Origin of the sequence: Streptomyces aurantiacus JA 4570, assembly GCF_000414115.1 — a bacterium.
GTDB classification, from domain to species: domain Bacteria; phylum Actinomycetota; class Actinomycetes; order Streptomycetales; family Streptomycetaceae; genus Streptomyces; species Streptomyces aurantiacus_A.
The window spans coordinates 42,800-55,017 of sequence record NZ_AOPZ01000067.1 but is presented as its reverse complement, the minus strand read 5'-3'; the positions used below and the strand labels follow the sequence as shown (position 1 = coordinate 55,017).

Sequence of the window (12,218 nt, the reverse complement as noted above, 5' to 3'; positions counted from 1 at the left end):
TCTCGGTGGGCTGCGTGACGCGGCTCATGGTGGCCTCCTCAGCTCTTCGCCCAGCCCGTGTCGGGCATCTGGCGGCGCAGGTACAGCCAGGAGGAGGCGACGACGATCACCGAGAGGACGAGCGCGATCGCCGAGCCGTAGCCGACGTGGAACAGCCGGAACGTCTCGCGGTACATGGTCAGCGCCAGGGTCTCGGAGGAGCGGGACGGGCCGCCCTGGGTGAGGATCCAGATCATGTCGAACGCCTTCAGGCTGTTGACGACGGCCATGCCGACCACCACGACGGTCACGGCACGCAGCTGCGGCAGCGTGATGTGGCGGAACATCCGCCAGCCGGTCGCGCCGTCCAGCTCCGCCGCCTCGACGGTGTCGCGGGGGATGGCCCGCAGGCCGATCGCGAAGAGCACCACGTTCAGGCCGGTCGCCTGCCAGGTGCCGGCGACGATCAGCGACAGGGTGTTCTGCGGCCACTCCAGGAGCCAGGTATGCGCCCACGAGTCCAGGCCGATTCCGCGCAGCACCTGATTGACGGCGCCGTCGGAGGTCAGCATGAAGTTCCACAGCACGGCGGTGGCGGCCGGGGAGAGCGCGAAGGGCAGCACGATCAGCATCCGGGCGAGCCCGCCGAACCGCGGGCGGTGCGTGGCGACCGCGATCAGCAGCCCGAGCAGGACCGGCAGCAGCAGCGTCCCGGCCACCCACATCAGGGTGTTGAGCAGCGAGCGGCCGAAGATGGGGTCGTCGGCGAGCCGCGTGTAGTTGTCGATCCCGGTGAAGCTGCTGGTGAAGCCGTTGTCCTCGAAGAAGCTGCCGTACACGCTGCGGAAGAACGGGTAGACGAGGAGGACGCCGACGAAGGCGAAGGCGGGCAGCACCCAGGGCAGTGCGGCCGCCGGCCCGCCGAGCCGGGCGCCCGGGCGGACGGCCTGGTGGGGCGTGCGGGTGGGGACCCGGCGGCGGACGCGGTGCGCCTTCGCTTCCGCGGGGGCGGGGGCGGCGATCTCCGTCATGTCCGCTCCGCCTCCCGCCACACCTTCCATGCCTCGTCGGCCCGGTCCTGCATGGTGCGCAGGACCTCGCGGTACGAGGACGGGTTCAGCAGGAACCCGGCGAGGTCGTCGACGGTGGCCTCGACGAGCTCGGGCGGGCCCTGCTCCCAGAACCGGTTGAGCAGCCAGAGACGGTCGCCGCGCACCTTCTCGGCCAGCGCGGCGACGACGGGATTGGCGGCGGGGACCTCCGGGTTGGGGCAGCCGTCCTGGAGCGCCTGCGAGAAGGCCCTCATCACGGCCGGGTGCAGCCAGTTCCTCGTCGCCCGCAACGCCTCCGCGTGGTCGGGGCCCTTCACGGTGGCCACCAGGGCGCTGGACTCGAAGATGACGGACGGCCGGGCGTTCGGCTCGGCCATGGGCAGCACGAAGGCGCCGACGTTCTTGCCCGGCTTGCCGCCCGCTTCCATGAGGGTGGAGCCGAGCCAGGTGCCGCAGGGCAGCATGCCGACCTTGCCGTGCACGACGGCCGCGGCGGCGTCGGTGTGGTTCATGTCCATCGGCGTGAACCAGTCTTTGTCGAAGAACGAGGCAAGGGTGCGCAGGGCGCGTTCGGCGCGCGGGTCCGTGTACTTCTCGCGGCCGTTCATCAAGTCGTCGTAGAACCGGGGGTCCTGGCGGCTGAGGATCTCCTGGAACCAGATGAACGAGGGCCAGCGGCCGTCGGCGGTGCCGTGCAGCGGGGTGACCTTGTTCCGCTGCAGCCGGTCCGCCACGGCGAGGAAGTCGCCCCAGGTCCGCGGGGGTTGGACGCCGTGCTCGGCGAAAACCTCGGGGTTGTAGAAGAACACCCAGTACGCGAGGTTCATCGGCAGTCCGTAGACACGGCCCCGGTACGTGAACGCCTCACGCAGCGACCGGTCGGCCCAGCCCCTGGCGACGGCCGCGTCCCACTGGCGGCTCAGGTCGGCGACGCCGCCGGTGCGGGCCAGGTCCCGCAGCCGGTAGCCGGACCAGTACTTCAGCATGTCCGGGGCCTTGTTCGTCCGCAGCGAGGACTTCACGACCTGCTCGAACGACTCCAGCGACGGGTTGACCTCCGGGACGAGACGGAGTCCCGCGACCGACTTCATGGCCGCCCCGGCCGCGGCCATCGGCGCCGACCAGGCCGCGCTGTCCCCGAACACGGCGACCTTGCCCGGCGGTTGGCCCTCGGCGGTGCCGCAGCCGGCGGCGAGCGTGCCGGCCGCGGCGGCTCTACCTGACATGGGTGCCCCCACAGGTGGGTCCCGGGCGTCCGTCCCGGCCGGTGTTAGCGTTAACACAAGCGTGATGGAGCGTCGTGGCGGCGGGGGTGGTTGTCAAGGGCGGGCGGGGAAGTTGGGGGCGGATCTGGTCAGTTGGGGGGCGGGGGCCCGGACGCCAGGCGGGGCCGGGGTCCCGGACGCCGGGTATGCCTGCGGGTTCGCGGACGCCGGGCGGGGGGTGCCGGTAGTCAGGACGCCAGGCGGGTCCTGGCCCCGGTAGGTCACCCACGTGAGGGTGGTCGCCGGGGGTCGCCCGGTCGCGGCGTCGCGGAAATCCGGTTGCCCGGGCCGCCGTCCGGGCCACACGATCTGCCCATGTGCCTCGCGTCCTTCGCCACCCCGCTGCCGCCGCCCGCCTCCGCCTCCGCCGACCGTCCGGCGAAGGTCCAGCAGCAGCCCGGCCGACCGTGGAGGCCCTCGCTTCCTCGCCGGTGACCGGGCACCTGGTCGCGGGGCTGCTCGCCGGCTATGGCATCGCCATGCCGGTGGGCGCGGTCGCGGCCCACCTGGTCGCCCTCACCGCCCGCACCTCGCTGCGGACAGGCGTCTGCGCGGCGCTCGGCGTCGCGACAGCCGACGGGCTGTACGCCCTGGTCGCGACGGTCGCGGGCGCGGCGGCGGCGCCCGTCGTCACCCCGCTCATGGGCCCGCTGCGCTGGGTCTCCGCCTGCGTCCTCATCGCCCTGGCGCTGCGCTCGGCGGCGACGGCCCTCGCCCATCACCGCCGCGCGCAGACGGCGGCAGAGGACGCCGAGGACCCGCCGTCCCCGGCGCGGGCGTACACCAGCCTCCTCGGCATCACGCTCCTCAACCCCACCACGGTCCTCTACTTCGCCGCCCTCGTCGTCGGCAGTCGGACCGACGCGGAGCCCGACCGTCTCGGGCAGGCGGTGTTCACCCTGGCCGCCTTCGCCGCGTCCGCGAGCTGGCAACTGCTGCTGGCCGGGGGCGGAGCGCTCCTGGGGCGGGCTCTGACCGGGCGCCGGGGACGTCTCTGTACGGCGCTGGCGTCCAGCGCGCTGATCATCGCCTTGGCGGTGCATCTGGTGGTGGCGGCACCTTGACCTGGACCGGCCCTCTCCCGGCCCTCTCCCGGCCCTCCGGAACCGCCCCCGAGAGCCGGGCGTCCCTACGTCGTACACCTGCATGATCACGACCGAGCTCCACCGACCCCGAGCACCACCGGAACCGAGCACCACCGCAAGGAGATCCCCCGATGACGGGAACCGCCGCCCGCCACCTCTACCTCGTCCGGCACGGCGAGGCGACACCGGACGAGTCCGGGCTGACCGATCGCGGCCGCCGTCAGACCGTCCTGCTCGGCGAACGCCTGCGCGGCGTCCCGCTCACGGAGATCAGCCACGGCCCGCTCCCCCGCGCCGAACAGACGGCCCGCCTGATCCACGCCCAACTCGACGGCACCGCGCTCACGTCGTCCGAAGCCGCCGGGGACTACATCCCGCACGTGCCCGCCCGCGACGAGCTGCCCGAGGACGCGGCCGACGCCGTGCTCGACCGCGTCGCCGCCTTCCCCGCGGACGAGCGGGACCGCGGCCCCGCCCTCGCGCGGGCGGCGCTCGACCGCTTCACCGGCCCCGTCACGGGCGACGAGCCCCGCCACGAGCTGGTCGTCACCCACAACTTCCTCATCGGCTGGCTGGTCCGCGCCGCCCTCGACGCGCCGCCGTGGCGCTGGATCGGCCTCAACCACGCCAACGCGGGCCTCACCGTGATCCGTTACGCGCCCGGCCGCCCCGTGTCCCTGCTCCTCTACAACGACACCGGCCATCTGCCGCCCGAGCTCCGCTGGACCGGCCTGCCGCCGGAACTGCACGTCTGAGCCCACGCAGTCGTATGACCCGTACGGGCCCGCGGCCCGTCAGTGCGCGTGCGGCTCGCGCCGGTGTGTGGGGCCGTGGCCGTTGGCGCAGTGGGGCGTGGCGGGACCGGCCCCGGCAGAAGCGGGCACGGCGGCGGCGCCTGGCGCGTGGTCCTCGTGGTCGATCTGCAGCGTGGTGTGCGTGACGCCGTACGCCTCGGCGAGGAGCGCGTCGAGGCCGCGGCGTACGGCGTGGCAGTCGCCGCCGGGGTGGACCATGACGTGGGCGGACAGGGCGGGTTCGCCGGACGTGATGGTCCAGATGTGCAGGTCGTGGACCTCCGCCACGTCGGGCGCCGCGGCGAGCCGGTCGCCGATGGCGTCGGGGTCGAGGCCGGCGGGTGCCGCTTCGAGCAGGATGCGGCCGGAGTCGCGGAGCAGCCCACAGCCCGCCTTCACCATGAGGACGACGACGAAGAGCGTGGCGATGGTGTCGGCGCGGGCGAAGCCCGTGGTCATGACGACGACACCGGCGACGGCGGTGCCGATGAACGCGAACAGGTCGTTGAGGATGTGCTGGTAGGCACCCTCGACGTTCAGCGATGCCCGGTTGGCCTTGGACAGGCACCACGTCGCGGCGAGGTTGACGGCGACGCCGGTGAGCGCGGTGGCGAGGACCATCCAGCCGGTGACCTCCGGCGGGTGCAGCAGCCGCACCACGGCCTCGTACGCGAGCCAGACGGCGGCCAGCAGCAGGGTGAGGCCGTTGGCCTGGGCGGAGAGTATCTCGACGCGCTTGAGTCCGAATGTGTACGTGCCCTTGGCGGGGCGTGCGGCGAGGCGCATCGCGACGAGGGCGAGGACAATGGAGAAAGCGTCCGTGAGCATATGGACGGCGTCGGACAGCAGCGCCAGCGAACCGGACACGAACGCGATCGCGGTCTCCACCGAAATGAAAACGCCAATCAGTACAAGCGCGAGCGAAAGCCAGCGCCGGTCGGCGTCGGCAGAGACGCCGTGGCTGTGCCCGCCATGGCCTCCCGCCTGGTGGTCGTGCCCGTCGTGGTGCGTGTGAGCGTGCCCCACAGGAAATTCCCCCAAGGTGTCGCGGCGGCCAACTCACGGCAGTCAAGCGCAGATTGACGCAGCTCGCAAAGGCTGCATCGGTGACCGTTTTCAATGCCGGAAATGGCGGCCGCGTTACCTTGCCGGAGGCAGCGGAATTCCCCCTCCCCGGCGACAACGGCCGATTAATGACGTTTGGTTTGGTGCGCGCGGATGCCGTCCGACAGGCTCGGCGGCCCGCTGGAGGCCGCGCAGTCGCAGCTCGGCGGAGGACAGGCCCGCGCGCCAGCCGGAGTCGTCCCCGCGGAGGAAGCCGACCAGCTCGCCGAGACGCAGGGCCATGGCGCCCACCTCCCGTCGTACGTGGTGGTGGGGGCAGCCCGCCTACGGCGGATCAGCGAGAAAGATCAGGAAGCACGCCCTGCTCGGACATGAGACCTGGCGGAGAGTGCTGGCCGCCGCCCCTGGTCGTCGGGAGGGGCGAAATGGCGAGCCAGCCGCGACTCGGTGTGAAGCCCCGTGACCGGGTCGGCTTCGCCCGCATCGAACTTGGGCGGGCGGCCGCCGCGAGAGACTACAAGGCTCGGCACACGGTCGAGTGCGGCATTAATCGCCTCAAAAGGCATCGTGCTGTGGCCACGAGATACGACAAGCTCGCGGTCCGCTACGAGGCAACCGTCCTCGTCGCGGCCATCAACGAGTGGCTGTGACCAGCACGTTGTGTCAGCTGTCTCGGCCTTGCCATGTGGTGACGCAGGCTTCGTTCCCCTCCGCGTCGGCAAGCACCCAGAAAGCGGGGGCACGGGTCGCGGACACGAGCCGACCCCCAGCTGCCAGCGCGGCTTCGATCCGCCGGGGTGCCTCGTCATGCGGAACACTGATGTCGATGTGGATGCGATTGCGCTGCGGACGCGCGCGGTCCATTTGCTGGAACCAGATGGCCGGGCCCTGCCTGACCGGGTCGACGAGGGGATCCTCCGCTCCCTCGGCGCCCGCCTCATCGGCATAGCCCAACACCGCCTTCCAGAACGGTCGAATCCCGGCGATGCTCAGGGCATCGATTGCGATCTCCAAAACCTGGACGGACCGGGGCGCCCCGGTTCTGAGTCCGGGCTCCGGCAGAAACCCGGACTTGTCAGCGGTGGCGGATATCCGACGCGCGAGTTCGATATCCCGGGTAGTAACGGCTGCGTGGTCCAGCGACTGCAGAGTGAAGACGGCCAGATCGGGGCGGACATCAACCCAGAGATGACGGTTGGCGTCGTCGCCACACACTGCGACAGCGTCCGCTGCCAGGCTCATCGCTTGAGTCAACGTCCCGACCAGAACCGACGTTTGCAAGGCGCCCAGCAAGTAGCGCCACCCGAGATCCTCGACCGCCTCCGACGCTTCCTGCCGACTCAGTATCTGCTCCATGACCTCATCCTTGCAGCCCCACCGTCAGCCCCGCCTGCCGGTACTTCCGATACACGCCCTAGCCAGGCCGTGGAGTGCGCGATCGAGCGCTCCTGCTTCTCCGAGAGCTGGGCCTCAGCCGTCACCATGGCGGTCCCGGAGACGGTCGAGGAGCGTCCCGAGGGATCGCGACGGCCCCGGCGTTCGGCGGCTCGGGGAAGGTGTGCTCGTTGAAGTCGTTCTCCTTGCCTCCGAAGGAATAGACGGTGCATGGCGATGACGCCGCTCGTCCTGCCGGAGCGGCCGAGCTCGGCGGCGATCTCGTTGCGGCCCTTGCCTTCGGCGTGGAGACGGCGGACGGCCTCGAGGTCGCGATCGGTGACCGGGCGAGCTTTACCCATGACGGCCACCTCCTTGGAGAACGAGGCACAGAGGTCAACTCCCCTTGATACATTCGGCGTTGCCTTCTCTTCCAAGGGGGGAGATGCGGCGGGAGCCCTCAGCAGGGATCCCGTTGCATCAACCAAGAGGAGGTGAAGGTATGGCCGACAAGAAGTCGACCGCGACGACCATGTGCGCGGACATGGCCAGGCGTGTCCTGGCCGCGTTGAGCGCTCGCGCTCTGTGGGCAGCGATCGTGTATTTGCTGCACCGCGACATGTGACGTCGAGGGCCCGCGGTGCTCCCCCCATGCCGTGGGCCCTCCTGCAACTCAGCAGGCGGTTGGGCTCGGATGCTGGCATGCGTGGGCCCGGCGGAAGAGGCAGATCAGCGCGGAGCCGTCGCCGGAGAGGGCTTTACCTTCGGTGGCGCACATGTGGTACAGCGCCCACCCCTGGGCCTCGACGGCTTCGTGTCGCGAGCCCACGAGCGGCCAGAAGAATCCGAAAATTGACTGCCACGGTCGGTCCAGCGGCCCTGCGAGACAATTCGTCCGCAGCGGTCCGGGTGGGTGTGAAGGTCAACGTGGCGGAGAAAATTGCGCCTAGGGATCGATTTGCGAAGATCAGAGCACTGTTGTCTTGCGGGTCAGGCCATACCGCAATCATGTTGGCCTGCTCAGTTCTCTCTTGCTCTAGTGCCAGTTGAGACTGCTTGATTTGCCCTCTGGATGCCTCGATTCCGACCCAGCTGACCACTGCCGTGACGAAGAGGCCAGCGGCTGCCGCGAGGGCGGCTAACTGATTAGGCCAATGCGGCTCGGTGCGGGCGCCGGCCCGCGAGGCCCGGCGGGCAGCGCGCCGTTCCCTCCAGCCGGGCGGTCGCGAGGGTGCAGGTGCAGCACCACTGGATGCAGCTGCTGGAGTGAGCGGCCCGTCGCACGCTGGAGGCATGGCCGCTGCCCCGATAGTCGTGCACCCGCCGTCGCCCACGGGTGGCCGACGGGTGACGGTGCGCAGGCAGATCCTTGGCCTCGCGCACAGCGACCGGGACGTGTTCGGTTCCTGCGCCGGGTGGGCCTGCCGGACACGGAGGGGCTGCCTGATGACCCGTCGTGGGTGACGTGGCGAGCGCCCCAGCCTTGCCCCGGTCTTTCACACGGGCTCGTCGCCCGCCACGGCCTGCGCGGGGCGGATCCCGGTGCCGAACCGGCAGGCCCCGTACGGGATCCCGTTCGTCCTGCACACCGGCATCCGGCGGGAGGACCTTCCCCAGGAACTGGGCTTCGGTTCTGGCATGACCTGGCCCGCGACGGCCGGACGCGCCGCCGGTCGACCGCGGCTACGACACGGCGCGCCAACGCGCCGTCAGCAGGTGGTGCCCGGGGGGCGGTCCGGGGAGGTCGGTGTGCGGTGCGGCGGCGAGTCCGCCCAGGGCGATCGCGATCAGGCGGCGCCGGGCGGCCCGTGCCTCCGCGGTGAGCGCGTCCTCGCCCAGCTCCTCGATCTGCTCGACCAGGGGAGACCGGCCCAGCTGCTCGATGAGGAGAAGGATGTCGGTGGCCGTCACGTCCCCGCGGAGTCCGCCACAGGCGTGCGCGCGGTCCACGAGGGCCTCGAAGTCCCGGTCCACCGCCGACGCCAGGTCGGCCGTGGGCGGGGGCAGTGAGGTCAGCTTCCTCAGCGGGGCGAGTGTTCCCTGGCCGTACTCGACGCTCTCGATCACCAAGTCCTGCAGTCCCTGCCAGGGGTCGGGGTGGTCGGCGGCCGTCTGCACGGCCGCGTTCCACTGCTCGTTCGACAGCACCAGCAGCCGCTCGTACAAGGCGGCCTTGCTGCTGTAGCGGCGGTAGAGCGTGCCCATGCCGACGCCGGCGGCCTCGGCGATCGCATTGACGGAGGCGCGCTCGCCGTCGCGGGCGAAGACCCGGCGGGCGGCCCGGAGGAGGGCTTCGTCGTTGCGGGCGACCTCGGCCTGCCGGGCCAACTGCCGTTTGGAGACGTTCATGCCCGCCATTCTAGACCTTGCGGAGCGATCTGCTCCGCAGTACTGTCGTCAGTGTGCGGAGCAAATTGCTCCGCACTAAGGGGGGCGAAGGATCCCATGAACTCGAACAAGACAGTGCTGGTTGCGGGAGCGACCGGACACCAGGGCGGCGGCGCCGCCCAGGCGCTGCTCGCCGACGGCTGGAACGTGCGGGCCCTGATCCGCGACCCGGACGCGGCCCCCGCCCGCGCCCTGGCAAAGGCCGGGGCGACCTTGGTACGCGGCGACCTCGACGACGCGGAGTCACTTGCCAGGGCTGCCGCGGGCGCCCACGGCGTGTTCAGCGTCCAGCCGCTGGCCGTCACCGAGGAAGAACTGGCCACCGAGGTCCGCCGCGGCATCGCCATGGCGGACGCCGCCCGGGCCGCAGGGGTGACGCACTTGGTCTACAGCTCCGTCGACGGCGCCGAACGGTCCACCGGCATCGACCACTTCGAATCCAAGGCCCGCATCGAGGAGCACATCACCGCCACCTTCCCGATGGCGACGATCCTGCGACCGGTGTTCTTCATGGACAACCTGCTGTGGTACGCCGACGCCGCCGACGAACGCGTTCTGGAGCTGCCGGTGATTCCCGGCCGCCCCATGCAGATGATCGCGGCCTCGGACATCGGCCGGATCGCGGCCGCGGTGTTCGCCAAGCCCGAGGCGTACCTCGGTGCCCGGCTGGCGATCGCCGGAGACGCGATCAGCTTCGAGCAGGTGGCGACCACTTACCAACAGGTCACCGGGGTCCCCACGCGTCTGATGGCCCAGCCGATCCAGGATCGGATGTTCGAGTGGTTCGCCAAGGACGGCTACCGAGCCGACATCCCCGCCCTGCGCGCCGATTTCCCCTGGCTGCAGCGCTTCGACGCCTTTCTGGGCGAGGCCCTGGCCCCCGCTCATGCCCGCACCTGATTCCCACCTTTCCCACCTCGAGGACCGAGAGCGAGATCGTCGTGAACACCGAATACGCTTCATCCGCCGACGTCAGCGCCGTCGCGCAGGTCGTGGCCGCCGTCGAGAGAACCCAGAGGGCCAAGGATGCCGAGGGCTTCCTGTCCCTGTTCCACCCCGATGCCCTGTGGACGACCGCCCACGGCAAGGTCCTGATCGGTCTCGACGCCATCGCCGAATTCACCCGCGCCGTGCTGCCGAAGAGCGACTGGGACGGAAACGTCACCTACGAGGTCGTCCACACCAGGTTCCTGCGACCGGACGTGGCGGCCGTCAAGGTCAGGCAGGTCTACCACGCGCCCGACGGCGATTCGGAAGGCGCCCCGCTGTACGTCATGACCAAGCGGGACGACGGGACCTGGCTGCTGCACGCCTGCCAGAACACCCCGGTCCGAGTCGACTGAGCGACGCCACCGCGCCGCGCCATGGCGCGGCGACAAAGGGAACCGCAGCAATCACCACGATGAGGAGCGCACTGTGTCCGCGCGCGTAAATCTTATGGGCGACAAGATCGCCGGCAAGGCCATGAAGGGCATCAACACGGCGAGCATGGCTGTGATCAACAGTGGCCTGCTGCCCAGGACCACGATCGACCTGGTGCTGTTGCGGGTGAGCCAGATCAACGGTTGTGGATTCTGCACCGACATCCACGGGCAGGATCTGCTGCACGCCGGGCAGAGCGCCACCCGGGTGAACCTGGTCGCGGTCTGGCGCGAGACCACGGTCTTCACCGACGAGGAACGGGCGGCCCTTGAACTGGCCGAGCAGGGAACCCGGATCGCCGACGCCGCCGGTGGTGTGCCGGACGATGTATGGGCGAACGCCGCAAAGTACTACAGCCCGGAACAGCTGGCCGCGCTCACGTGCCTGATCGCGCTGATCAACGCCAGCAACCGGCTCGGCGTCATCGCCGCTGTGCCGGGCGGCAACTACACGCCCGGCCAGTTCACCGGATAGACGGTGTGAGGCCGACCGCCTCCGAAGGGGTCTCCGTCGATCGACGGAGACCCCCAAGCACCGTAGGCCGCGACCCGCTGGGCCGCCTGGGCCGGGGTGAGGACCCGGTCCTTGACGTGCAGGACGTAGCCGACCTGCTGGTGGTACGAGCGGGGCCGGGTGCCCGGCTGGCCCGCGAGGTCGGCCACTGGTTGAAGTTGATCGACATGGGGCGCTCGGGCAGATACGCGGCGTCGTGGGCGCCGAAGCGCCGCCCGTCGGTGGGGCTCGGGCTTGTTCCGGGCGGTCTTGCGCATCCACACCAGCGACCCGGCCACCATCAACCCCACCACAGTCAGGCCGAGTTGGCCGGGGGCGGTGCGGTACCAGTCGGTGTAGGAGACGCTGGTCAGCCCGAGCGTGATGACCGCGAGGGCCAGCACGGTGACGTTGCGGACCTTACGCCGGGTCCGTGCCCGATCGGAGTCCAGCTTGCGCAGGTCCTTGGCATTGTCGGACTTGTTGAAGGCCATCTCCTTGATCACATTTGCCAGGCCGCGGCCGCGGGCCTGGGTGGGCGGCAGCTCCGCCAACAGTCCCGGCCCGCTGCTCGGCGCGCGCCGGACTCAGCTGGTAGGCGGTCGGCGCAGCCCGCCCGCCACCGGGGCGCGGCGCGAACAGCTGCGCCAGACACAGGGTGCCGTCCTCACCGCGCCCTCGATCATCCGGTGGGCGGTCTCCGCGGTGATCCCGGCCATCGACAGGCGCAGCCAATTTCACCGTGATCGTGACGCGCCGCGGTGCCGGTTCTTGGCTCAATTTCGCTGCCTCTCGTGATGGCCCAAAAAGAGGGTCTGAGGGCGGCATTCCCCAACTACTTTGACGCCGTATCAGCGGCTGCGAGGCCGAGGGAGGAAGGCGAGGAAGTGGAATCCCTTGCGCTCGTGTCGCGCGGTGAGGCGGCGGTAGCCGAACAGCCACGAGAGCGACCGCTCGATCTTCCAGCGGTGCCTCCCGAGCCGCTCGCTGAAGTCGATCCCGGGGCGGGCGATGCACGGGACAATGCCACCTGTTGCCTCGGTCCAGGCGGTGAAGCGGCGATGTGCCGTGGCCGGGGAGACCCCGAACCTCTCCGCCAGATGCCGCCGGGCGCACCCGCTGGTGAGGACGTACACCGCGGCCGTGAACACCGCTCGCTCATCAACCGGAGCGGTCCCACCGCCCTGTGGACGGGCGGAGAAGGAAGGTAGCAACGGAGCGACCGACCCCCACAGTTCGTCAGGCACCCACCGTTGTGACAGATCAACACCCACGGCCCGACATCACGCCGCATCGAGCACC

Annotated in this window: 13 protein-coding genes and 4 pseudogenes; 9 read left to right on the top strand and 8 right to left on the bottom strand. The window is 70.4% G+C overall.

Going from position 1 to position 12,218, the window contains the following annotated elements:
* Positions 1-38: 38 nt before the first annotated feature.
* Together STRAU_RS08760 and STRAU_RS08755 are read right to left on the bottom strand one after the other, a co-directional pair.
* On the bottom strand, positions 39-1,010 hold the full coding sequence (locus STRAU_RS08760; RefSeq protein ID WP_016639911.1) for a carbohydrate ABC transporter permease: 972 nt from the start codon (positions 1,008-1,010) through the stop codon (positions 39-41).
* A complete protein-coding gene (locus tag STRAU_RS08755) occupies positions 1,007-2,257 on the bottom strand; it encodes an ABC transporter substrate-binding protein (protein WP_016639910.1) in 1,251 nt (416 codons plus the stop codon). The genes STRAU_RS08760 and STRAU_RS08755 overlap by 4 nt, the downstream gene beginning before the upstream one ends.
* A 470-nt stretch (positions 2,258-2,727) precedes the next feature.
* On the opposite strand from STRAU_RS08755, the gene STRAU_RS08750 reads away from it, so the two are divergent.
* The gene (locus STRAU_RS08750; RefSeq protein WP_037658308.1) at positions 2,728-3,360 is read left to right on the top strand and encodes a LysE family transporter; all 633 of its coding nucleotides are present in this window, start codon (positions 2,728-2,730) and stop codon (positions 3,358-3,360) included.
* Between the two features lie 152 nt (positions 3,361-3,512).
* Positions 3,513-4,136 carry a histidine phosphatase family protein gene (locus tag STRAU_RS08745; RefSeq protein ID WP_016639907.1) on the top strand — a complete coding sequence of 208 codons (624 nt, stop codon included), beginning with the start codon at positions 3,513-3,515 and terminating at the stop codon, positions 4,134-4,136.
* Positions 4,137-4,175: 39 nt separating this feature from the next.
* Here the strand turns inward: STRAU_RS08745 and STRAU_RS08740 are convergent, their stop codons facing one another.
* Positions 4,176-5,216, bottom strand: coding sequence for a cation diffusion facilitator family transporter (locus tag STRAU_RS08740; RefSeq protein WP_078621072.1), 1,041 nt, complete (start codon positions 5,214-5,216; stop codon positions 4,176-4,178).
* A gap of 177 nt (positions 5,217-5,393) precedes the next feature.
* Here STRAU_RS08740 and STRAU_RS08735 point away from each other — a divergent pair, with 177 nt between their 5' ends.
* Both STRAU_RS08735 and STRAU_RS43515 read left to right on the top strand, forming a co-directional pair.
* Positions 5,394-5,615: a hypothetical protein gene (locus tag STRAU_RS08735; protein WP_016639905.1), complete on the top strand. Its 222-nt coding sequence runs from the start codon at positions 5,394-5,396 to the stop codon at positions 5,613-5,615.
* Between the two features lie 117 nt (positions 5,616-5,732).
* A pseudogene (locus STRAU_RS43515) lies at positions 5,733-5,890 on the top strand (IS5 family transposase); the annotation flags it as partial.
* A gap of 13 nt (positions 5,891-5,903) precedes the next feature.
* Here the strand turns inward: STRAU_RS43515 and STRAU_RS08725 are convergent.
* Positions 5,904-6,596 (bottom strand): VOC family protein, encoded by a 693-nt coding sequence (locus STRAU_RS08725; RefSeq protein WP_037658258.1) that lies wholly within the window; start codon positions 6,594-6,596, stop codon positions 5,904-5,906.
* Positions 6,597-6,841: 245 nt separating this feature from the next.
* Here STRAU_RS08725 and STRAU_RS08720 point away from each other — a divergent pair, with 245 nt between their 5' ends.
* Positions 6,842-7,024: a hypothetical protein gene (locus tag STRAU_RS08720; protein WP_037658255.1), complete on the top strand. Its 183-nt coding sequence runs from the start codon at positions 6,842-6,844 to the stop codon at positions 7,022-7,024.
* Between the two features lie 92 nt (positions 7,025-7,116).
* Positions 7,117-7,239, top strand: coding sequence for a hypothetical protein (locus STRAU_RS43510; protein ID WP_016639904.1), 123 nt, complete (start codon positions 7,117-7,119; stop codon positions 7,237-7,239).
* A gap of 1,058 nt (positions 7,240-8,297) precedes the next feature.
* On the opposite strand, the gene STRAU_RS08715 is transcribed toward STRAU_RS43510, so the two are convergent.
* Positions 8,298-8,963: a TetR/AcrR family transcriptional regulator gene (locus STRAU_RS08715; protein ID WP_037658307.1), complete on the bottom strand. Its 666-nt coding sequence runs from the start codon at positions 8,961-8,963 to the stop codon at positions 8,298-8,300.
* A 96-nt stretch (positions 8,964-9,059) separates the two neighbouring features.
* Here STRAU_RS08715 and STRAU_RS08710 point away from each other — a divergent pair, with 96 nt between their 5' ends.
* The 3 genes from STRAU_RS08710 (at position 9,060) to STRAU_RS08700 (ending at position 10,898) form a co-directional block, all read left to right on the top strand.
* On the top strand, positions 9,060-9,902 hold the full coding sequence (locus STRAU_RS08710; RefSeq protein ID WP_016639901.1) for an NmrA/HSCARG family protein: 843 nt from the start codon (positions 9,060-9,062) through the stop codon (positions 9,900-9,902).
* Between the two features lie 41 nt (positions 9,903-9,943).
* A complete protein-coding gene (locus STRAU_RS08705; RefSeq protein WP_016639900.1) occupies positions 9,944-10,345 on the top strand; it encodes an SgcJ/EcaC family oxidoreductase in 402 nt (133 codons plus the stop codon).
* A 73-nt stretch (positions 10,346-10,418) separates the two neighbouring features.
* Positions 10,419-10,898: a carboxymuconolactone decarboxylase family protein gene (locus tag STRAU_RS08700; protein ID WP_037658252.1), complete on the top strand. Its 480-nt coding sequence runs from the start codon at positions 10,419-10,421 to the stop codon at positions 10,896-10,898.
* Here the strand turns inward: STRAU_RS08700 and STRAU_RS40060 are convergent.
* The 3 pseudogenes from STRAU_RS40060 to STRAU_RS43495 all read right to left on the bottom strand — a co-directional run.
* Positions 10,871-11,157, bottom strand: a pseudogene (locus STRAU_RS40060) (hypothetical protein); the annotation flags it as partial. The gene STRAU_RS08700 and the pseudogene STRAU_RS40060 overlap by 28 nt on opposite strands.
* Positions 11,158-11,815: 658 nt before the next feature.
* Positions 11,816-11,944: pseudogene (locus STRAU_RS43500) on the bottom strand (IS5/IS1182 family transposase); the annotation flags it as partial.
* Positions 11,945-11,962: 18 nt separating this feature from the next.
* Positions 11,963-12,163: pseudogene (locus STRAU_RS43495) on the bottom strand (transposase); the annotation flags it as partial.
* Between the last annotated feature and the right edge of the window lie 55 nt (positions 12,164-12,218).

Bases quoted from the DNA above. Each gene is read 5' to 3' on its own strand.
- STRAU_RS08715 (WP_037658307.1), bottom strand. From the start codon at position 8,963: ATGAACGTCTCCAAACGGCAGTTGGCCCGGCAGGCCGAGGTCGCCCGC.
- STRAU_RS43510 (WP_016639904.1), top strand. From the start codon at position 7,117: ATGGCCGACAAGAAGTCGACCGCGACGACCATGTGCGCGGACATGGCC.
- STRAU_RS08755 (WP_016639910.1), bottom strand. From the start codon at position 2,257: ATGTCAGGTAGAGCCGCCGCGGCCGGCACGCTCGCCGCCGGCTGCGGC.
- STRAU_RS08735 (WP_016639905.1), top strand. From the start codon at position 5,394: ATGCCGTCCGACAGGCTCGGCGGCCCGCTGGAGGCCGCGCAGTCGCAG.
- STRAU_RS08760 (WP_016639911.1), bottom strand. From the start codon at position 1,010: ATGACGGAGATCGCCGCCCCCGCCCCCGCGGAAGCGAAGGCGCACCGC.
- STRAU_RS08725 (WP_037658258.1), bottom strand. From the start codon at position 6,596: ATGGAGCAGATACTGAGTCGGCAGGAAGCGTCGGAGGCGGTCGAGGAT.
- STRAU_RS08710 (WP_016639901.1), top strand. From the start codon at position 9,060: ATGAACTCGAACAAGACAGTGCTGGTTGCGGGAGCGACCGGACACCAG.
- STRAU_RS08745 (WP_016639907.1), top strand. From the start codon at position 3,513: ATGACGGGAACCGCCGCCCGCCACCTCTACCTCGTCCGGCACGGCGAG.